The sequence below is a fragment of the Actinacidiphila glaucinigra genome (assembly GCF_900188405.1).
Classification (GTDB): Bacteria; Actinomycetota; Actinomycetes; order Streptomycetales; family Streptomycetaceae; genus Actinacidiphila; species Actinacidiphila glaucinigra.
Map to the genome: position 1 here is coordinate 79660 of NZ_FZOF01000027.1, position 23198 is coordinate 102857.

1 protein-coding gene is annotated in these 23198 nt (G+C 71.3%); it reads left to right on the plus strand.

Features of this window, described 5'->3' with window-relative positions; all coding sequences use genetic code 11:
• The first annotated feature begins 52 nt into the window (after window positions 1–52).
• Window positions 53–23197, plus strand: coding sequence for a non-ribosomal peptide synthetase (locus CHF15_RS35330; RefSeq protein ID WP_089228011.1), 23145 nt, complete (start codon window positions 53–55; stop codon window positions 23195–23197).
• Window position 23198: the final 1 nt, after the last annotated feature.

Consider the following 23198-nt stretch of genomic DNA (forward strand, 5'->3'; position numbering starts at 1 on the left):
GATCCCACGCAGTTCCACCTGTTCAGTCCGTCATTTGTCGTAGAGAGCTCCAATGATTCCTCTGTCCTTTGCCCAGCAGCGTTTGTGGTTCCTCGGCGAACTGCAAGGACCCAACGGGATGTACAACATCCCGATCACTCTGCGGCTGGCCGGTGACCTGAACCACGACGCCCTGCACACGGCACTGGTGGACCTGATCGAGCGACACGAGGCGCTGCGCACGGTGATCGCGACCGTTGACGGCGTCCCCGAGCAGCGGATCCTCACCTCCGACGACGCCGGCCTGCGGCTGCCGGTGATCAAGGTGACGGAAGACGAGATCGCGCGGGTGGTGGCCGAGGAGTCCGTCCGCCCGTTCGACCTCTCCCGCGAGATCCCCTTGCGGGCGTGTCTTCTCGCGGTGGGACCGCGGGACCACGTGCTGCTCCTGGTGGCTCATCACATCGCCAGCGACGGATGGTCCCTGGCGCCTCTGGCGCGGGACGTCTCCACCGCGTACACCGCCCGGTGCGGCGGCCAGGCCCCCACCTGGGAACCACTCCCGATCCAGTACGCCGACTACGCCCTCTGGCAGCGTGAACTCCTCGAGGGCGAGGACGACCCGACGAGCTTCCTGAATGGGGAACTGTCCTACTGGCGGGCGGCCCTGGCCGACCTGCCGGAGGAACTGCCCCTGCCGTTCGACCGTCCGCGCCCGTCCGTGCCGAGCCACCGCAACGGCAGCGCGGACCTCGACGTCCCCGCCGACCTGCATCGGCGGATCGCCGCCCTTGCCCGGGCCGAGGGCGTCACCATGTTCGCGGTGCTCCACGCCGCGCTCGCCACCACCCTCTCCCGTCTCGGCTCCGGCACGGACATCCCCATCGGCACTCCGGTGGCCGGGCGTACCGAGGTCGATCTGAACGACCTCGTCGGCTTCTTCGTGAATACCCTGGTGATCCGCGGTGACCTGTCGGGACGCCCCTCCTTCCGTGATGTGCTGGCCCGGGTACACGAACGGAATCTGGACGCGCTCACCCACCAGGAACTGCCCTTCGAGCGGCTGGTGGAGGACCTCGCGCCCGCCCGGTCGCTGGCCCGTCAGCCGTTGTTCCAGGTCATGCTGGCGTTGCAGGACAACGTCGAACCGGCCCTCGCGCTGCCCGGCCTCGACGTGACCGTGCTGGCGAGCAGGGAGGCGCCGGCCAGGGCCGACCTTGCCGTCTCCGTCAGGGAGACCTTCGGCCCCGGCGGCGTCCCGGCGGGCCTCATGGGCGGCATCGGCTACGCCGCGGATCTGTTCGATCACGGCACTGTGCGGACGCTGATCGAGCGGTTCGTCCGGGTACTGGACGCGGTGACCGCCGACCCGGCACAGCCCGTCGACGACATCGACCTGCTCAGCCCGGCCGAACGCCGGCAGGTCCTGGCCGGGTGGAACGACACCGCGCACGACGTCCCGGCGGCGACGCTGCCCGGACTCTTCCAGGCGCAGGTGGTTCGCACCCCCGACGCGGCGGCGGTGATGTTCGAGGACACCGAGGTGTCCTACTCCGAGCTGAACGCCCGCGCCAACCGGCTCGCCCGCCACCTCGTCGGCCACGGCGTCGGCCCGGAATCCCTCGTCGGGGTGCATCTCGAACGCTCCGCCGATCTGGTCGTCACCCTCCTGGCGGTGCTGAAGGCCGGCGGCGCCTACCTCCCGGTCGACCCCGACCACCCCGCCGACCGGATCGCCCACCTGCTCTCCGACGCCCGGCCCGCCGTCGTCGTCACCACGGGCGCTCTCCACCCGCGTCTCCCCGCTAGCGGGAAGACGCGGCACCTCGTCCTCGACGACCCGGACACGGCGCTCGCCCTCGCCGGCCTGTCCCCGGCCGACCTCGGCGACAGTGACCGCCGCGGGGTGCTGCTGCCCGCGCACCCGGCGTACGTCATCTACACCTCCGGCTCGACCGGACGGCCCAAGGGTGTCGCCGTACCGCACCAGGGCGTGGTCAACCGGCTGGAATGGATGCAGCACCAGTACCCGATCGGAGCCTCGGACCGGGTACTGCAGAAGACCCCGTTCGGATTCGACGTGTCCGTCTGGGAGTTCTTCTGGCCCCTCCTCCAGGGGGCCGTCCTGGTCGTGGCCCGCCCCGGCGGGCACCGCGACCCCGCCTACCTGGCCGACCTCATCCAGACCCGGCACGTCACCGTCAGCCACTTCGTGCCCTCCATGCTGAAGGCCTTCCTCATCGAGCCCTCGGCCTCGCACTGCACCACCCTGCGCGCCGTCCTCTGCAGCGGCGAAGCCCTCAGCCCCGAGCTCCGCGACAGGTTCCTGCGCACGCTGAGCACTCCCCTGCACAACCTCTACGGCCCCACCGAAGCCTCCATCGACGTCACCCACGCCTCGCATCTCGCTGGTGACGACCCGACGGTCCCCATCGGCCGGCCGGTGTGGAACACCCGCACCTACGTCCTCGACGCCTCCTTGCGGCCCGTTCCCCCCGGCGTCCCAGGCGAGCTCTACCTCGCCGGCGCCCAGCTCGCCCGCGGCTACGTCGAGCGCCCCGGTCTGACCGCCGAGCGCTTCGTCGCCAACCCCCACGGCCGGCCCGGCGAGCGGGTGTACCGCACGGGCGACCTCGTCCGCTGGACCACCGACGGTCAGCTGGAGTACCTGGGCCGCACCGACGACCAGGTCAAGATCCGCGGCTTCCGCATCGAACTCGGCGAGATCGAAGCCGCCCTGGCCTCCCACCCGGCTGCCGCCCAGGCCGCCGTCGTCGTCCGCGAGGACCACCCCGGCGACAAGCGCCTCATCGGCTACGTCGTCCCCAAGACCGGCATCGACGCCGCCGACGTACGCGCCCACGTCGCCGGCCTGCTGCCCGACTACATGGTGCCCTCGGCCGTGGTCGTCCTGGACACCCTCCCCGTCACGGTGAACGGCAAGCTCGACCGGGCGGCCCTGCCCGCGCCCGACTACGCCACGGGACACACCGGCCGGGGGGCGCGCACCCCCCGCGAGGAGCTGCTGTGCGAGGCCTTCGCCGAGATCCTCGGCCGGCCGCACGTCGGGGTCGACGACAACTTCTTCGACCTCGGCGGGCACTCGCTGCTGGCGGTGACGCTGGTGGAACGGCTGCGCGCCCGTGGCCTGTCGGTCGACGTACGGTCCCTGTTCACCACGCCCACCGTGGCCGGTCTCGCGGCGACCACCGGTCGGGCCGAGGTACAGGTTCCCGCGAACCGCATCCCGGCCGGTGCGCAGGTCATCACGCCGGACATGCTTCCCCTGGTCGACCTGGACGCCGGGCACATCGCGGAGATCACCGCTCGCGTCCCCGGCGGCGCCGCGAACGTGGCGGACGTGTACCCGCTCGCCCCGTTGCAGGAGGGCATCCTCTTCCACCACCTCATGGGCGGCGAGACCACGGACGAGGACGTCTATGTGCTGCCCACCGTTCTCCGCTTCGATTCCCGCGGCAGGCTCGACGAGTTCGTGACCGCCTTGCAGAAGGTGGTGGACCGGCACGACAACTTGAGGACGGCGGTGCTCTGGGAAGGGCTGCCCGAGCCGGTGCAGGTGGTGCTCCGGCACGCCGCGCTGCCGGTGCGGGAAGTCGTGCTGACCGGCGACGCCGATGCTCCGGCGGACGACCAGGAACTGGTCGCCCGGCTGCTGGCCGCGTGCCCCGCGTCCATGACCGTGAGCAGTGCTCCTCTGATCCGTATGCACGTGGCCGCGCAGCCGGGCGGCGCACAGTGGCTGGCACTGGTGCAGGTCCACCACCTGATCCAGGACCACACCGCGCTGGACGTCATCCTGGGCGAGGTGCAGGCGTTCGTCGACGGAAGCGACGACGAGCTGCCCGCGCCCGCGCCGTACCGCGACGTCGTCGCCCAGGCACGGGGCCAGGTGTCCCGGCAGGAACACGAGGCGTACTTCGGTCGCCTGCTCGGCGACGTCGTCGAGCCGACCGCCCCGTTCGGGCTGGTGGACGTCCATGGAGACGGCAGGGGGGCCACCGAGTCCACCGCCCGTATGGATCCGCGGCTGGCCGAAAGGCTCCGTGAGCAGGCACGGCGCCTCGGCGTGAGCCCGGCGACGTTGTTCCACGTCATATGGTCCCGGGTGCTGGCCGCGACCTCGGGCCGCGACGACGTGGTCTTCGGCACGATCCTGTTCGGCCGGATGGGCACGGGGGCCGAACGGGTCGTGGGTCTGTTCATCAACACCCTTCCGGTCCGCGTCAGCACCCGCGGCTCCGGCACGCGCGACGTCGTACGTGCCGTCCAGGCCCAGCTGGCCGAGTTGCTGCTGCACGAGCACGCGCCTCTCGCGCTGGCGCAGCGGATGAGCGGGATACGCGGGGACGCCCCGCTGTTCACCTCGCTCCTGAACTACCGTCACAGCGGGACGGATTCCGAGCAGGCGCGTGCCGGGCTCCCGGGCGTGGACGTGCTGTTCATGCAGGAGCGGACGAATTACCCCGTCGGCATGATCGTCGACGACACCGGCGACGATTTCGTCCTCACGGCCCAGGTGGTCGCGCCCGGGTCGCCCGACGTCCTGTGCGCCATGATGGAGACGGTCGGCGAAGGGGTGGTCGCCGCGCTGGAAGCGGCACCGGACGTACCCCTCGGCGACATCGAGGTGCTGGGTGCCGATGAGCGCCGGCGTGTCCTGGTGGAGTGGAACGACACGGCGCGGGACGTGCCGGCGATGACGCTGCCCGAGCTGTTCCAGGCCCAGGCAGCCCGCACCCCGGATGCGCCCGCGGTGGTGTTCGGCGACACCGAGCTGACCTACGCCGAACTCAACACACGCGCCAACCGGCTCGCCCGCCACCTGGTCGAGCACGGCATCGGACCCGAACACCTGGTCGCCGTGGCACTGCCCCGATCCGCAGACCTCATCGTCGCCATCCTCGCCGTCATGAAGGCCGGCGGCGCCTACCTGCCCGTCGACCCCGCCTACCCCGCCGACCGGATCACCTACCTGCTCACCGACGCCCGGCCCGCACTCCTCATCACCAACGAAGCAACCCAAGAACAGCTGAGCGCGGGCGACGTCACACAGCTGTCCCTGGACGACCCCCGGCTCCGACACGCCCTGACGGCCCTCTCCGACAACGACCTGCAGGGCACCGACCGACACGGCCCCCTGCTGACCGCCCACCCCGCCTACGTCATCTACACCTCCGGCTCCACCGGCCGCCCCAAGGGCGTCACCGTCACCCACCACGGCCTGGCGAGCCTCATCACCGCACAGGCGGAGAAGTTCGCGATCACAACCGCGAGCCGAATACTGCAGTTCGCCTCACCCAGCTTCGACGCCGCCATCGCAGAGATCGCCGTGACGCTGTGCACCGGCGCCACGCTCGTCACCGCCACCCGCGACGACCTCGTCCCCGGCACGGCGCTGACCCGCCTGATCGCCCACCAGAACGTCACCCACGCCACCCTCCCCCCGGCCGTCCTCCCCCACCTCGACCCCCACGACCTGCCCCACCTCACCACCCTCATCACCGCGGGCGAAGCCCTCCCCGCCCACCAGGTCACCCCCTGGGCGGCCGACCGCAGCCTCGTCAACGCCTACGGACCGACCGAAACCACCGTCTGCGCCACCACCGCCGAGCTCACCCCGACCACCGACGTCCACATCGGCGCCCCCATCACCAACACCCGGGTGTTCGTGCTGGACGCTGCGCTGCGGCCGGTGCCGATCGGCGTGGCCGGGGAGCTGTACGTGTCCGGGGCCGGCCTCGCCCGCGGCTACCTGAACCGCCCGGGCCTCACCGCCGAGCGGTTCGTCGCCAACCCCTACGGCACGCCCATCGAGCGCATGTACCGCACCGGCGACCTGGCCCGCTGGACCACCGACGGACAGCTGGAATACCTCGGCCGCACCGACGACCAGGTCAAGATCCGCGGCTTCCGCATCGAACTCGGCGAAGTCGAGGCGGCCCTGGCCTCCAACCCGGCCGTCGCCCAGGCCGCTGCCGTCGTCCGCGAGGACCAGCCCGGCGACCACCGCCTCACCGCCTACGTCGTCCCCACCACCGCGGACGTGGACAGCGCCGCGGTCCGCGCCCACGTCGCCGGGGTGCTGCCCGACCACATGGTGCCCTCGGCCGTGGTCGTCCTGGACGCGCTCCCGCTGAGCGTGAACGGCAAGCTCGACCGCAAGGCCCTTCCCGCGCCCGCGTACGGGACAACCGAGGAGAGCCGGGAGCCGCGAACCCCGCAGGAGCAACTCCTGTGCCAGTTGTTCGCCGACGTCCTCGGCGTGCCGACGGTCGGGGTGGACGAGAACTTCTTCGACCTCGGCGGCCACTCGCTCCTGGCGACACGTCTGGTCAGCCGCATCCGCACCACCCTCGGGGTGGAACTCCCGATCCGGGCCCTGTTCGAGACCCCCACCGTCGCCGGGCTCGCCGGCCGCCTGACCGATGCCGGGACGGCGCGCCGGAGGCTGACCACCGGGTCGCGTCCCGAGGTCGTCCCCCTGTCCTTCGCCCAGCAGCGGCTGTGGTTCCTCGGCGAACTCGCGGGATCTTCGGGGCTCTACAACATCCCCATCGCCCTCCGGCTCACCGGCGACCTCCACCCCGAGGCCCTTCACGCCGCCATCCACGACGTCGTCACCCGGCACGAAGTCCTCCGCACCGTCTTCCCGAGCGCCGACGGCTCGCCCAGCCAGCGCGTCCTCGGCCCGGATGCGACCGACCTCCGCCTGCCCGTGATCGACGTCGCCGAAGGTGACATGGCCCGGGCCGTCGGGGAGGAAGCCGTACGCGCCTTCGACCTCGGCCGCGAGATTCCGCTGCGGGCACGGCTGTTCGCGGTGACGCCGCAGGACCACGTCCTGGTCGTGGTCCTCCACCACATCGCCGGTGACGGGTGGTCACTCGCACCGCTGGCGCGGGACATCTCCACCGCGTACGCCGCCCGGGTCGGCAACCAGATCCCTGCCTGGGAGCCCCTCCCGGTCCAGTACGCCGACTACACGCTCTGGCAGCGTGAGCTCCTCGGGGACGAGGACGACCCCGCGAGCCTGCACGGCACGCAGCTGGCCTACTGGCGTGAGACCCTCGCCGGCCTGCCGGAGGAACTCACCCTGCCCGCCGACCGCCCCCGTCCGCCGGTGGCCTCCCACCGCGGCGCCACGGCCGGCATCCGCATCGACGCGGACCTGCACACACGGCTGACCGCCCTGGCCCGCGCCGAAGGCGTCACCATGTTCATGGTGCTCAACGCCGCACTGGCGACGCTGCTCTCCCGCCTGGGGGCAGGCACCGACATCCCCGTCGGCACTCCGGTCGCCGGACGTACCGACGAGAATCTGAACGACCTCGTCGGGTTCTTCGTCAACACCCTGGTGATCCGCACCGACGTGTCGGGCACCCCTTCCTTCCGGGAGGTGCTGCGCCGCGTCCGCGAGCAGAGCCTGGGCGCCCTCGCCCACCAGGACGTGCCGTTCGAACGGCTCGTGGAGGACCTCGCCCCCGCCCGGTCCCTGGCCCGCCACCCCCTGTTCCAGGTCCTGCTCGCCCTGCAGAACACCACCGACCCGGCACTCGACCTGCCCGGCCTGGACAGCCGCCTCCTGCCCAACGGGGACCAGCCCGCCAAGTTCGACCTCGACCTCCAGCTCCGCGAGACCCACACCGACGGCCGGCCCGCGGGCCTGACCGGCACCATCACCTACGCGACCGACCTGTACGACCGCACCACCGTGGACACTCTCGTCCAGCGGCTCATCCGCGTGCTCGACACCGTGACCGCGGACCCGGCGCTCCCGGTCACCGCCGTCGACCTCCTCAGCGAGACCGAACGCCGCCAGGTGCTCGTCGAGTGGAACGACACCGGCCGGGAGGTGCCGCCAGCCACGCTGGCGGAGTTGTTCGAGGCCCAGGTGGCCCGACGGCAGGACGCCACGGCGGTCGAGTTCGACGGCGTCGCGTTGTCCTACGCGGAGCTGAACGCGCGGGCGAACCGTCTGGCGCGGCTCCTGGTCTCCCGCGGCGTGAGGCCGCAGGACCGGGTGGCGGTGATGATGGACCGCTCGGCCGATCTGGTGGTCGCGCTGCTGGCCACGGTCAAGGCGGGGGCGGCGTACATGCCGATCGACCCGGCCTATCCGGCGGACCGGATCGCCTTCATGCTGGCGGACGCCCGGCCGGCCCTGCTGGTCACGCAGCGGGCCCAGGTCCGTGCGGACGTCGCTGGGGAGCGCGTGGTGGTCGACGATCCCTCCGTGGCCGCCGAGTTGGCGGATCTCGGCGGGCTGGACCTGTCGGACGCGGACCGGCTCGGAAGGTCGCTCGCCGTCCACCCGGCGTACGTGATCTACACCTCCGGGTCGACGGGGCGTCCCAAGGGCGTGGTCGTACCGCAGCAGGCGGTCGTCCGCCTCGTTCGGCAGGCGAACTACGTCGCGTTGGGCGCGGACGACGTCGTCGCTCAGGCGTCGTCGGTGTCGTTCGACGCGGCCACCTTCGAGATCTGGGGTGCGCTGGTCAACGGCGCGACGCTGGTGGGCGTCGACCGGGACGTGCTGCTGGCGCCCGAACGGCTCACCGCGCAGATCGAACGCAGCGGGATCACCACGATGTTCGTCACCACCGCGCTGTTCAACCGCCTGGCGGCGGAGTCGCCCGAGGGGCTCGGACGCCTGCGGAACCTGCTGTTCGGCGGCGAGGCGGTCGACCCCGCGAGCGTCCGGCGGGTCCTGGAGGTCGCCGCGCCGAAGCACCTGCTGCACGTGTACGGGCCGACGGAGACGACGACGTTCGCGACCTGGCAGCTGGTGGAGCGGGTCGAGGGCGGTTCCGTGCCGATCGGCAGAGCGGTCTCCGGCAACCGGCTGTACGTCCTGGACCGCGCCTTGCGGCCGGTGCCGCCGGGGGTGGCCGGGGAGCTGTACGTGTCCGGGGCCGGACTGGCCCATGGATACGTCGACCGGCCCGCGCTGACCGCGGAGCGGTTCGTCGCCAACCCCTTCGACGGGCCGGGCGAACGGATGTACCGCACGGGAGACCTGGTCCGCTGGACCGCCGACGGACAACTCGAATACCTCGCCCGCACCGACCACCAGGTCAAGATCCGCGGCTTCCGCATCGAACCCGGCGAGATCGAGGCGGCCCTGCTCGCCCACCCGTCCGTCGCCCATGCCGCCGTGGTGGTCCGCGAGGACCACCCCGGAGACAAGCGCCTCGTCGGCTACGTCGTCCCGGGCGGCAACGCGGACGACGCGGCCCTCGACGGCGTGGCGGTCCGGGAGTACGTGTCCCGGCTGCTGCCCGAGTACATGCTGCCCTCTGCCGTGGTGGTCCTGGACGCGCTCCCCCTCACGGTCAACGGCAAGCTGGACCGCAAGGCGCTGCCCGCCCCCGACTACACCGCCACGAGCCCGGGCCGGGAACCACGGACCCTCCAGGAACACCTCCTCAGCCAGGCGTTCGCCGACGTCCTCGGCCTCCCCCAGGTCGGGGTCGACGACGACTTCTTCGACCTCGGCGGCCACTCCCTGCTGGCCACCCGCCTGGTCAGCCGCATCCGCACCACCCTCGGGGCCGAGATCCCGATCCGGGCCCTGTTCGAGACCCCCACCGTCGCCGGGCTCGCCCGGCGCCTGACGGATTCCGGGCCGGCACGCCAGAGGCTGAACGCCGGGCCGCGCCCCGCGCCGGTGCCGCTGTCCTTCGCCCAGCAACGCCTGTGGTTCCTCGGCGAACTCGAAGGACCCTCCGGGCTCTACAACATCCCCATCGCCCTCCGCCTCACCGGCGACCTCGACCACGACGCCCTCCGGACCGCCCTCACCGACGTCGTCGCCCGGCACGAAGCTCTCCGCACCGTCTTCGCCGTCGCCGACGGCACGCCGGAACAGCACATCCTCGGCCCCGACGCGATCGACCTCCGGCTGCCCATGACCGAGGTGCCGGGAGGCGGGCTCGAGCAGGCGGTGGCCGACGAGTCCCACCGCCCCTTCGACCTCGCCCGCGACATCCCCCTGCGCGCACGGCTGTTCGCGGTGACGCCGCAGGAGCACGTCCTGGTCCTGGTCCTCCACCACGTCGCCGGCGACGGCTGGTCACTCGCCCCCCTGGCGCGCGACATCTCCACCGCGTACGCCGCCCGCTCGGACGGCCACGCCCCCACCTGGGAACCTCTCCCTGTCCAGTACGCCGACTACGCCCTCTGGCAGCGTGACCTCCTCGGCGACCCCGACGACCCCGCAAGCCTGCACAACGCGCAGCTCGCCTACTGGCGGCAGGCACTCGCCGGCCTGCCGGAGGAGCTCGCCCTGCCCGGCGACCGCCCCCGGCCCTCCGTGGCCACCCACCGCGGCGGCACCGCGCGCCTGCACATCGACGCCGACCTGCACCAGCGGCTCAGCGCCCTGGCCCGCGCAGAGGGCGTCACCATGTTCATGGTGCTCAACGCCGCGGTGGCGACGCTGCTGTCCCGCCTCGGCTCGGGAACCGACATCCCCATCGGCACGTCGGTGGCCGGCCGCACCGACGAGAACCTGGACGAGCTCGTGGGGTTCTTCGTGAACTCCCTGGTGATCCGCACCGATGTGTCGGGCGACCCGTCCTTCCGGGAGGTGCTGCGCCGCGTCCGTGAGCAGAGCCTGGGCGCCCTCGCCCACCAGGACGTGCCGTTCGAACGGCTGGTGGAGGACCTCGCCCCCGCCCGGTCCCTGGCCCGCCATCCGCTGTTCCAGGTGATGCTGGGCCTGCAGAACACCACCACGCCCGTCCTCGACCTGCCGGGGCTTGCCGCCGCCCCGCTGCCGGCCGGCGAGCAGCCGGCCAAGTTCGACCTCGACGTCCAGCTCCAGGAGATCTTCGCTCCCCACGGCCGGCCGAGCGGCCTGACCGGCGTCATCACCTACGCGGCCGATCTGTTCGACCACGCCACGGTCGTCACGCTCGTCGAACGGCTCGTGCGGCTCCTCGAGGCCGTGGCCGGCGACTCCGCACGGCCCGTGACCGGCATCGACCTGCTCAGCCCGGCCGAGCGCCGCCAGGTCCTCGTGGAGTGGAACGACACGGCACACGAGGTGCCGGCGTCGACGCTCCCGGAGCTGTTCCAGGCGCAGGCGGCCCGCACGCCGGACGCCACCGCCCTCGTGTTCGAGGACAGCGAGGTGTCATACGCCGACCTCAACGCGCGCGCCAACCGGCTCGCCCGCCTCCTGCTCGCGCACGGCGCCGGCCCCGAACAAATCGTCGCCCTGGCGCTCCCCCGCTCGGCCGACCTCATCGTCGCCCTCCTGGCCGTACTGAAAACAGGCGCCGCCTACCTCCCCATCGACCCCGACCACCCGGCCGACCGGATCGCCCACCTGCTCACCGACGCACAGCCCGCGCTCCTGGTCACCACGGAAGCCGTCGGCCCGGAGGGGAACGTCGGCCGGCTCCTCCTCGACGCCCCGGACACGGCACGCGCCCTCGACGGCCTGCCCGGCGGCGACCTCGACGACGCCGAGCGGCACGGCCCGCTGCTGCCCGCGCACCCGGCGTACGTCATCTACACCTCCGGCTCCACCGGACAGCCGAAGGGCGTGGCCGTCACCCACCAGGGCGTGGTCAACTACATCGCCCGTACCTGGCACGCCTATCCCGACCTCAGCGGAAGCACCCTGCTCCACGCGTCCATAGCCTTCGACCTCGGCGTCACGGCGCTGTACGGCGCGCTCACCAGCGGCGGACGCCTCCACATCGCCACCTGGGACGAAACGCTCCCCGCCACCCTGGCCGGCCACGAGATCACCTTCCTCAAGGCCACACCCAGCCACCTGGCGTTCCTCCAGACCCTCCCCGGCAACTGGGCACCCACCGGCCGGCTCATGCTCGGCGGAGAACCCCTGCGCACGGCGCAACTCCAGCAGTGGCACCGTGACCACCCGGACGTGCCCGTCGTCAACCACTACGGACCGACCGAGACCACCGTCGGCTGCACCGACCACCCCGTGAACGCCGCCGGCGACACCGGCCGGGGGATCACTCCCATCGGCCGCCCGATGTGGAACACCCAGACCTACGTGCTCGACCCGGCCCTGCGGCCGGTTCCCCCCGGCACCCCCGGCGAGCTGTATGTCGCCGGCGCCCAGCTCGCCCGCGGCTACCTGAACCGCCCCGCTCTCACCGCCGAGCGGTTCGTCGCCAACCCCTACAGCGGGCTCGGCGAGCGGATGTACCGGACCGGCGACCTCGCCCGCTGGACCGGCGACGGCCGGCTCGAATACCTCGGCCGGGCCGACGACCAGGTCAAGATCCGCGGCTTCCGCATCGAACCCGGCGAGACCGAAGCCGCCCTCACCTCCCACCCCGCCGTCGCCCAGGCGACCGTGGTCGTCCGCGAGGACCACCCCGGAGACAAACGCCTCATCGGCTACATCGTCCCGGCAACGGACGTGGACGGCGCCACCGTCCGCGCCCACGTCGCCGGTCTGCTGCCCGACTACATGGTGCCGGCGGCAGTGGTGGTCCTGGACGCGCTCCCGCTCACCGCCAACGGGAAGCTCGACCGCCGCGCCCTCCCCGCACCCGCGTACGAGACGACCGAGGGGAGCCGGGAGCCGCGAACCCTCCAGGAACAGCTGCTGTGCCAGGTGTTCGCCGGCATTCTCGGCCTGCCGCACGTCGGGGTGGACGACGACTTCTTCGACCTCGGCGGCCACTCCCTGCTCGCCGTACGCCTGGTCAGCCGCATCCGCACGGTGCTCGGGGTGGAGGTCCCGATCCGGGCCCTGTTCGAAAGCCCCACGGTCGCCGGACTCGCGACTCGGCTGGGGGACATGGACAACGAAGCACGGCCTCAGATCAAGCCCAGGCCGCGGCCGGAGGTCCTGCCGCTGTCCTTCGCCCAGACACGGCTGTGGTTCCTGCGCCAACTGGAAGGCGGAAACGCCAACTACAACATCCCGGTGGCCCTGCGCCTGACGGGCGCCCTGGACGCCGAGGCCATGGGTGCCGCCCTGCGCGACGTCCTCGTACGGCACGAAGCACTGCGGACCGTCTTCCCGGCCACCGACGGCACACCGCAGCAATTGGTCCTCCCGTCGGAGTCCGTGTCCTTCGACGTGCCGCTGATCGACGTCGCCGAGGCAGACCTGCGCGAGGAGATAGAGCGGGCCTCGCGCGCCGCGTTCGAGCTGCGCACCGACATCCCGCTGCGAGCCCGGCTCTTCAGGCTGAGCCCGCAGGAGCACGTGCTGGTGATCGTGGTGCACCACATCGCCGCCGACGCATGGTCGCTGGGCCCACTGGCGCGTGACGTGTCGGACGCCTACAGCGCCCGGTCCAACGGCCGGCCTCCCCTCTGGGAAGCCCTTCCGGTCCAGTACGCCGACTACACCCTCTGGCAGCGTGACCTCCTCGGCGACCCCGACGACCCCGCCAGCCTGCACAGCACCCAATTGACCTACTGGCGGGAGAGGCTGGCCGGGCTACCGGAAGAACTCGCCCTGCCCGCCGACCGCCCCCGGCCCCGGACGGCCACCCACCGAGGCGGCACCTCCGGCGTGCACATCGACGCCGCCCTGCACCAGCGGCTGAACGCTCTGGCCCAGGCCGAAGGCGTCACCATGTTCATGGTGCTCAACGCCGCACTGGCGACGTTGTTCTCCCGCCTCGGCGCGGGCACCGACATCCCCATCGGCACCCCCATCGCGGGGCGCACCGACGAGAACCTCGACCAGCTCGTCGGCTTCTTCATCAACACCCTCGTCATCCGCACCGACCTGTCCGGCGACCCCACCTTCCGCGACATGCTCCATCGCGTCCGCGACGAGAGCCTGGGCGCCCTCGCCCACCAGGACCTGCCGTTCGAACGGCTGGTGGAAGACCTCTCCCCCGCCCGGTCCACGGCCCGCCATCCCCTCTTCCAGACCATGCTGGTGCTGCAGAACGTCGCGCCTGCCACCCTCGATGTGCCCGGACTGGGCATAGAGAGGATCGACGTCGGCGACAATCCGGTCTTCGACCTGTCCTTCGTCGTCGCGGAGGCATTCGACGCCGGGGGCGGTGCCGCCGGTGTGAACGGAATCGTCACGTTCGCCGCCGATCTGTTCGACCACGCGACCGTCGACGGGCTCGTCGAGCGACTGGTCCAGGTGCTGGAGGCGGTGACGGCCGATCCGGACCTTCCGGTGGGCCGCATCGAGGTGCTGGGTGCCGATGAGCGCCGGCGTGTCCTGGTGGAGTGGAACGACACGGCGCGGGACGTGCCGGTGATGACGCTGCCCGAGCTGTTCCAGGCCCAGGCCGCCCGCACCCCCGACGCGACCGCGGTCGTGTTCGGCGACACCGAACTGACCTACGCCGAACTCAACGCACGCGCCAACCGTCTCGCCCGCCACCTGGTCGAGCACGGCATCGGACCCGAACACCTGGTAGCCGTGGCACTGCCCCGCTCGGCCGACCTCATCGTCGCCATCCTCGCCGTCATGAAAGCCGGCGGCGCCTACCTGCCCGTCGACCCCGCCTACCCCACCGACCGGATCACCTACCTGCTCACCGACGCCCGGCCCGCACTCCTCATCACCAACGAAGCAACAAAGGACACGCTGCCCGCAGCCGACGCGACACAACTGAACCTGAACGACGTGGAGTTGGGTCAGGCCCTGACGGTCCTCCCCGACAACGAACTGCAGGACACCGAACGACACGGCCCCCTGCTGACCGCCCACCCCGCCTACGTCATCTACACCTCCGGCTCCACCGGCCGCCCCAAGGGCGTCACCGTCACCCACCACGGCCTGTCCAGCCTCGTCACCGCACAGGCGGAAAAGTTCGCAATCACAACCACGAGCCGAATCCTGCAGTTCGCCTCACCCAGCTTCGACGCCGCCATCGCAGAGATCGCCGTGACGCTGTGCACCGGGGCATGCCTTGTCCTGGCGGCTCAGGAGGACCTGGTGGACGGAGCGGCGCTGCCCCTTCTCCTCACCGCCGGCAGGGTGACTCATGTGACCCTGCCGCCCGTCCTGTTGGCCGGGCTCCATGCGGACAGCCTGCCCACGGTGACGACGCTGGTGACCGCCGGTGAGTCGCTGCGGCCCGATCTGGTCGGCCCGTGGGCGGCGGGGCGGCGCCTGGTCAACGCCTACGGCCCGACGGAGTCGACGGTCTGCACGACGATGGCGGTGTTGACCGGTGACAGCGCGGTGCCGTACATCGGGGAACCGATCGCCAGCACCCGGGTGTTCGTCCTGGACGCGGCGCTGCGACCGGTGCCGATCGGGATCGCCGGCGAGCTGTACGTCTGCGGAGCCGGCCTCGCCCGCGGCTATCTCGACCGACCCGGCCTCACCGCCGAGCGCTTCGTCGCCAACCCCTACGACGGGGCGGGCGAGCGCATGTACCGCACCGGGGACCTGGTCCGCTGGAACGCCGAGGGTCAGCTGGAGTACCTGGGCCGCACCGACGACCAGGTCAAGATCCGCGGCTTCCGCATCGAACTCGGCGAGATCGAAGCCGCCCTGGCCTCCCACCCGGCCGTCGCCCAGGCCGCCGTCATCGTCCGCGAGGACCACCCCGGCGACAAACGCCTCATCGGCTACGTCGTCCCGAGCGGCAACGCGGACGGCCCCGAACTGCGCGCCCACGTCGCCGGCCTGCTGCCGGACTACATGGTCCCGGCGGCGATCGTCGCACTGGACGCGCTCCCGCTCACGGCGAACCGCAAACTCGACCGCAAGGCCCTCCCCGCCCCCGACTACGGTGCCCGTGTCACCGGCCGGGCTCCGGCGAACGCCCAGGAAGAAATCCTGTGCGCCCTGGCCGCAGAGACACTCGGCCTGCCGTCCGTCGGAATCGACGACAACTTCTTCGAACTCGGCGGCCACTCCCTCCTCGCGACACGCCTGATCAGCCGCATCCGATCGGCATTCGCAGTCGAGATGCCGATCCGGACCCTGTTCGAGGCACCCACCCTCCGCGAACTCGCAGACCACCTGACCACCACCACCGCGTCCCGGCCTGCCCTGGTCCCGGCGCAGCGGCCGGAACTCGTGCCGCTGTCCTTCGCCCAGCAGCGCCTGTGGTTCCTCGGCGAACTCGAAGGGCCCTCTCCCACCTACAACATCCCCATGGCCCTGCGGCTGAGCGGCGCGCTCGACACCGACGCCCTGCACGCCGCGCTCCACGACGTCGTGGCCCGGCACGAAGTCCTGCGCACCGTGATCACCACGGTCGACGGCCGGCCCTACCAGCGCATCATCGACACCGACGACGTCGCTGACCTGCTCACGGCGATCCCGGTGACGGAAGACGGGCTGCGGGCGTGGGTGAGTGATGCCGCAGCGCACCGCTTCGACATGGCCACCGAGATCCCCGTTCGCATGTCGCTGGCCAAGGTCAGTCCGGATGAGCATGTGCTGGTCGTGGTCCTCCACCACATCGCCGGTGACGGCTGGTCCCTGGGCCCGCTGGCACACGACGTGTCGACCGCCTACACCGCCCGCACCACCGGCACCGCCCCCACCTGGGCACCGCTACCCGTCCAGTACGCCGACTACGGCCTCTGGCAGCGGGAGTTGCTGGGCGACGCCTCCGACGCCGGCAGCCTCCTGACCGAGCAACTCGCCTACTGGCGCCACGCACTCGACGGAGCGCCCGAGGAACTGCCGTTGCCGGCCGACCGGCCCCGTCCCCCCGTGGCCTCCCACCGCGGCGCCACCGTCGACCTGCACATCGACGCCGACGTCCACCAGGCCGTCGTGGACCTGGCACGCGCACACGGTGTGACCGTCTTCATGGTCGTCCAGGCAGCACTGGCCACCCTCCTGCACCGCCTCGGCGCCGGCGACGACATCCCGATCGGCACCCCCATCGCCGGACGGACCGACCAGGCGCTCGACGACCTCGTCGGATTCTTCGTCAACACCCTCGTCCTGCGCTCGGACCTGTCGGGCAACCCCGACTTCACCCAGCTCCTCGAACGTGTTCGTGAACGGGCACTCAACGCGTACGCCCACCAGGACGTGCCCTTCGAACGCCTGGTGGAAGAGCTCACGCCCACCCGGTCGATGGCCCGCCACCCCCTGTTCCAGGTGATGCTCACCCTGCAGAACATCACACAAGCCACGCTGGAACTGCCCGGCCTGACCATCGAAGCCCTGCCCACCGGCGGCAGCCCCGCCAAGTTCGACCTCGACGTCCAGCTCAACGAACACCTCACCGACGACGGCAGGCCCGCCGGCCTCCGCGGTGTCATCACCTATGCCACCGACCTCTTCGACCACCACACCGCCGCCGCCATCGCCGAACGCTTCACACGGGTCCTGCAAACCGTCACCGCGGATCCGTCGGTACCGGTCAGCCGTACGGAGGTCCTGGACGCCACCGAGCGGGACCGGATCCTGGTCCGTTGGAACGACACCGCGCGCGACGTTCCCCTCGCGACGCTTCCCGAGCTGTTCCAGTCCCAGGTCGCCCGCACCCCGGACGCGACCGCGGTGGTGTTCGAGGACACCGAACTGTCCTACGCCGAACTCAACACCCGGGCCAACCGGCTGGCCCGCGTTCTCATCGACCGCGGCGTACGGCCTGAAGACGTCGTCGCTCTGGCACTGCCTCGGTCGATCGACCTCGTGGTCGCCATCCTGGCGGTGATGAAGGCCGGGGGCGCCTACCTGCCGATCGATCCTCGCTATCCCGCGGATCGGATCGCCTACATGCTCACCGACGCCAGACCCGCGGTTCTCATCACCGGCCAGGCGGCACAAGACGAACTGCCGCCCACCGATGTGGTGCACCTGTCGCTGGAGGACGCAGGGCTGCGGGAAGACCTGGCGGGCCGACCCGGCCATGACGTGACCGACGCCGAACGCCGTGGTCCGCTGCTGCTCGGCCACCCCGCCTACGTCATCTACACCTCAGGCTCCACCGGCACTCCCAAGGGTGTCCTGGTCACCCATCGAGGTGTGCCGAACCTGGCCGCCGACCACATCGACCGACTCCGGATCGGACCGGAGAGCCGGCTGCTCCAGTTCGCCTCGCCCAGTTTCGACGCCTCGGTGGCCGACATGTGGCCGGCGTGGCTGGCAGGTGCGGCCGTGGTGCTGGCTTCGGCGGACGAGACGTCCCCCGGCGCGCCGTTGGCACGGCTGGCCGCCCGGCAGCGCGTCACACACGCGACCCTGCCCCCCGCGACGCTGCCGCTGCTCGCCTCCGCGGGCGGTCTCCCGGAGGGGATGACCCTGGTGGTCGCCGGTGACGTGTGCCCGCCGGAGACCGCGGAGCGGTGGTCGCGCGGCCGGCTCATGCTGAACATCTACGGGCCGACGGAAGCGACGGTCGCCTCCCTGGCCAGCACTCCCTTGTCCGGCGCCGGCGTTCCGCCCATCGGCGCACCCCTGTGGAACATGCGCGCCTACGTGCTGGACGCCGCGATGCGGCCGGTACCCCCGGGCGTCGCCGGCGAGTTGTACCTGGCCGGCGTGCAGTTGGCCCGGGGGTACGTCAACCGGCCCGCGCTGACCGCGGAGCGGTTCGTCGCCAACCCCTACGGCGGGGCGGGTGAGCGCATGTACCGCACGGGTGACCTGGCCCGGTGGAACATCGGCGGGCAGTTGGAGTATCTGGGCCGCACCGACGACCAGGTCAAGATCCGCGGCTTCCGCATCGAACTCGGCGAGGTGGAAGCCGCCCTGGCCTCGCACCCGGCCGTCGCCCAGGCCGCCGTCATCGTCCGCGAGGACCAGCCCGGCGACAAGCGCCTGGTCGGCTACGTCGTCCCGAGCGGCAACGCGGACGGCCCCGAACTGCGCGCCCACGTCGCCGGCCTGCTGCCGGACTACATGGTCCCGGCAGCCATCGTCGCACTGGACGCGCTCCCGCTCACGGCGAACCGCAAACTCGACCGCAAAGCCCTCCCCGCCCCCGACTACGGTGCCCGTGTCACCGGCCGGGCTCCGGCGAACGCCCAGGAGGAGATCCTGTGCGCAGTGTTCGCCGAGGTGCTCGATCTGCCGTCGGTCGGGGTCGACGACAACTTCTTCGAACTCGGCGGCCACTCCCTCCTCGCGGTGACGCTGGTGGAGCGGGCGCGCGAGCGGGGCATCGCCGTGGATGTCCGCTCGCTGTTCGTCAGCCCGACGGTGGCGAAGTTGGCCGCGGCCGTCGAACAGACGGCCGGACGGGTCGCCGTCCCGCCCAATGGCATCCCGGCCGACGCCACGGCGATCACGCCGGAGATGGTGACGCTGGTCGACCTCACAGGCGAGGAGATCGCTCGGATCGTCGCCGCCGTTCCTGGAGGGGCGGCCAACATCACCGACATCTACCCGCTGGCCCCGCTGCAGGAGGGCATCTTCTTCCACTCCCTGATGGAGAGCGACAACGACAGCGACCCCTACGTCCTGCCGATCGCGCTGCGCTTCGATTCCCGGGCACGGGTGGATGCGTTCCTCGCCGCCGTGCAGCGGGTCGTCGACCGGCATGACATCCTGCGCACCTCCTTCGCCTGGGAGGGTCTGCGCGAACCGGTCCAGGTGGTGGCGCGCCAGGCAACGCTTGCCGTGCGGGAGGTGGATCTCGCCGCAGGGACGGACCATGACGGCTCGGACATGGCGGACCGGCTCCTTGCGGCATGCCCGCCGCGCATGGACCTCTCCCGGGGACCGTTGCTGCGCGCCCATGTGGCCCGGCGGCCGGGCGGGAACCACTGGATGGTGGTCCTGCAGGTCCATCACCTGATCCAGGACCACACCGCGTTGGACGTGGTCATGGGTGAGGTGGCCGCCTTCCTCGACGGGCGGCAGGACACCCTGCCGGAGCCGCTGCCGTTCCGGGAGTTCGTCGGTCAGGCCAGGTTGGGAGTGTCCTCCCAGGAACACGAGGCGTTCTTCGCGGCTCTGCTCGGCGATGTGAGCGAGCCGACCGCGCCGTACGGCCTGCTCGACGTGTTCGGAGACGGCCGTGACGTGTCCGAGGCACGGACGCCACTGGACGCGGACCTCGCGGCGCGGCTGCGGGAGCAGGCCCGGCGCCTGGGTGTCAGCCCGGCGACGCTGTTCCACGTCGCCTGGGCGCGCGTCGTATCGGTCACCTCGGGCCGTGACGACGTGGTGTTCGGCACCGTGCTGTTCGGCCGGATGAACGCCGGAACCGGTGCGGACCGGGTGCCGGGACTGTTCATGAACACCCTTCCCGTCCGAGTGAACGCGAGTGCCGGGGGTGTGCTGGAGGCGGTGCGAGGGATGCAGACGCAGCTCGCGGAGCTGCTGGTGCACGAGCACGCTCCGTTGGCGGTGGCGCAGCAGGCCAGTGGGGTCTCCACTCAGACCCCGCTGTTCACCTCGCTGTTCAACTACCGCCACAGCGAGGCTGCCGCTGCCGGCGCCGGGCTTGACGGTGTCGACCTTCTCCGGGCGCACGAGCGCACCAACTTCCCGGTCGCCGTCAGCGTCGACGACACCGGTGAGGGCTTTGCCGTGAAGGCTCAGACGGTGTCCCCGATCGACCCGCGCGCCCTTGCCGCGATGGTGACCACGGCGGCCGAGGCCGTGGTGTCGACGCTGGAGACGGCTCCGTCGACCGCGCTCGGCCAGGTCGAGGTGCTCGAAGGCGCCGAGCGGAAGCGGATCCTGGTCGAGTGGAACGACACCGCCCGCGATGTTGCTCCCGCGACGCTTCCCGAGCTGTTCCAGTCGCAGGTGGCCCGGACCCCGGACGCGTCCGCCGTGGTGTTCGAGGACCTCCCGCTCACCTACGCGGAACTGAACGCGCGTGCCAACCGGCTGGCACGGTTGCTCGTTGCCCGTGGTGCGGGTCCCGAACGCCGGGTGGCGGTCATGATGGACCGCTCGGCCGATCTCGTCGTCACTCTGCTGGCCGTGCTCAAGGCCGGCGCGGCGTACGTGCCGATCGACCCGGAGTACCCGGCGGAGCGCGTGGCCTACGTGCTGCAGGACGCCAAGCCGGCGCTGGTCGTGACCACCAGTGGGGTCGGGGGCGTACTGCCCGAGGGGGTGGCGCGGGTGGTGCTCGACGACCCCACGACCATGACCGAACTGGGGACGTTGGCCGGCGGGGACCTGTCGGACACCGACCGCAGCAGGGCGCTGCTTCCGGCCCACCCCGCGTACGTCATCTACACGTCCGGCTCCACCGGACGTCCCAAGGGCGTGGCGGTCCCGCATGCGGGTGTGGTGAACCGGCTGGCGTGGATGCAGGACGCCTACCGGCTGTCGTCGGACGACCGGGTGGTGCAGAAGACACCGTTCGGGTTCGACGTGTCGGTGTGGGAGTTCTTCTGGCCGCTGATCGAAGGCGCCACCCTCGTCATGGCCCGCCCGGGCGGTCACCGCGACCCCGCATACCTGGCAGAGCTGATCCGGCGCGAGCAGGTCACCGTCGCGCACTTCGTCCCGTCGATGCTGCAGGTCTTCGTCACCGAGCCCACCGCCCGGGACTGTACGTCCCTGCGGGCCGTTGTCTGCAGCGGCGAGGCCTTGCCGGCCTCCTTGCGCGACCAGTTCCACACGCTGCTGCCCATCCCGCTGCACAACCTCTACGGACCGACCGAAGCCTCCATCGACGTCACCGCCTTCACCTGCGAGCCAGGAGCCGACACCACCGGCGCGGTACCCATCGGACGCCCGATCTGGAACACCCAGGCGTTCGTACTCGACGCCGCCCTGCGACCCGTACCCCCCGGCGTGGCAGGCGAGCTGTACCTCGCCGGTGTCCAGCTGGCCCGCGGCTACCTCGACCGACCCGCGCTGACCGCCGAACGGTTCGTCGCCAACCCCCACAGCACGACCGGCGAACGCATGTACCGCACCGGCGACCTCGCCCGCTGGACCACCGACGGACAACTCGAATACCTCGGCCGCACCGACCACCAGGTCAAAATCCGAGGCTTCCGCATCGAACTCGGCGAAATCGAAACCGCCCTCCTCACCCACCCCTCCGTCGCACAGACAGCCGTTGTCGTCCGGGAAGACCAGCCCGGCGACCAGCGCCTCACCGCCTACCTCGTCCCGGCGAACGGACCGGACGGCGGTGTGGACATCGCGGAGATCCGTGCCGGCCTGTCAGCCGTCTTGCCGGAATACATGATCCCGGCCGCGATCGTGGTGCTCGACGGACTGCCGTTGACGGTCAACGGCAAGCTGAACCGTTCCGCCCTCCCGGCGCCCGATTACGCCACCGGACCCACAAGCTGGCAACCGCGCACCACCGACGAACACCTGCTCCGCGAGATATTCGCCGGCGTCCTCGGCCTTCCTGCGGTCGGAGGGAACGACAACTTCTTCGAACTCGGTGGGCACTCGCTGCTCGCCGTGCGGCTGCTGGGTGAGATCCGCAACGCCACCGGTACGCAACTCTCACTCATGAGCGTGTTCCAGAACCCGACCGTGGCGGGCCTGGCATCGCTGCTCGGCACCGGCGACGGCACCGAGGAGGATCTCTTCCAGCCGGTGGTCGCGCTACGTAGGCACGGAGACCGGCCGCCGCTGTTCTGCCTGCCCCCCGCCAGCGGTTTCGGCCTGTCCTACATCGGTCTGGTGCGGCACCTGGACGCCGACCAGCCCGTGTACGGACTGCAGGCTCCGGGCGTCACCCGCGCGCAGACGGCCCCGTCCGACCTCGACGCGCTGGTCACCTGGTACGTCGACCACATCACGAGCGTCCAGCGGAGCGGCCCCTACCACCTGCTCGGCTGGTCCATGGGCGGCAACCTCGCGCACGCCGTCGCCGTACAGCTCCAGCAGGCCGGACAGGAGGTGGCTCTGCTGGCCATGATGGACGCCTACCCGCCGGACACCGAAGCCCCGCATGCGGAGGCCGACGACCACACCGTCATGGTTCAGCTCCTGCGTGCCCTCGGGCGCACGGTGGCCATCCCGGACCACCCGCTCACCGTGCCCGAGACGCTGAAGATCATCAAGGAGGAGATCACCGACCTGCCGGAGTTGACCGAGGACCACCTCCGAGGGGTCATCCAGAACACCCGGGACAACTGGCGGATGGTCCGGCGTACGACGCCGGGACACTTCACCGGCGACATCCTCCATTTCCCGGCGACCGAGAGCGGGTTCTCACGCGAGGAGGTCGTCCAGCGGTGGGCACCGTACTTCACCGGGCGCCTGCACAGCCATCCCGTCGCCTCCGCGCATAACGACATGACCCAGCCCGAGCCCCTGCGTCAGGTGGGGACAGTGCTGGCCGGCGTCTTGGCGAGGCGTTCGCGGTGAC

What these genes read in the sequence shown, in the direction of transcription:
- CHF15_RS35330 (WP_089228011.1), top strand. Translation starts at nt 53, where the DNA reads ATGATTCCTCTGTCCTTTGCCCAGCAGCGTTTGTGGTTCCTCGGCGAA.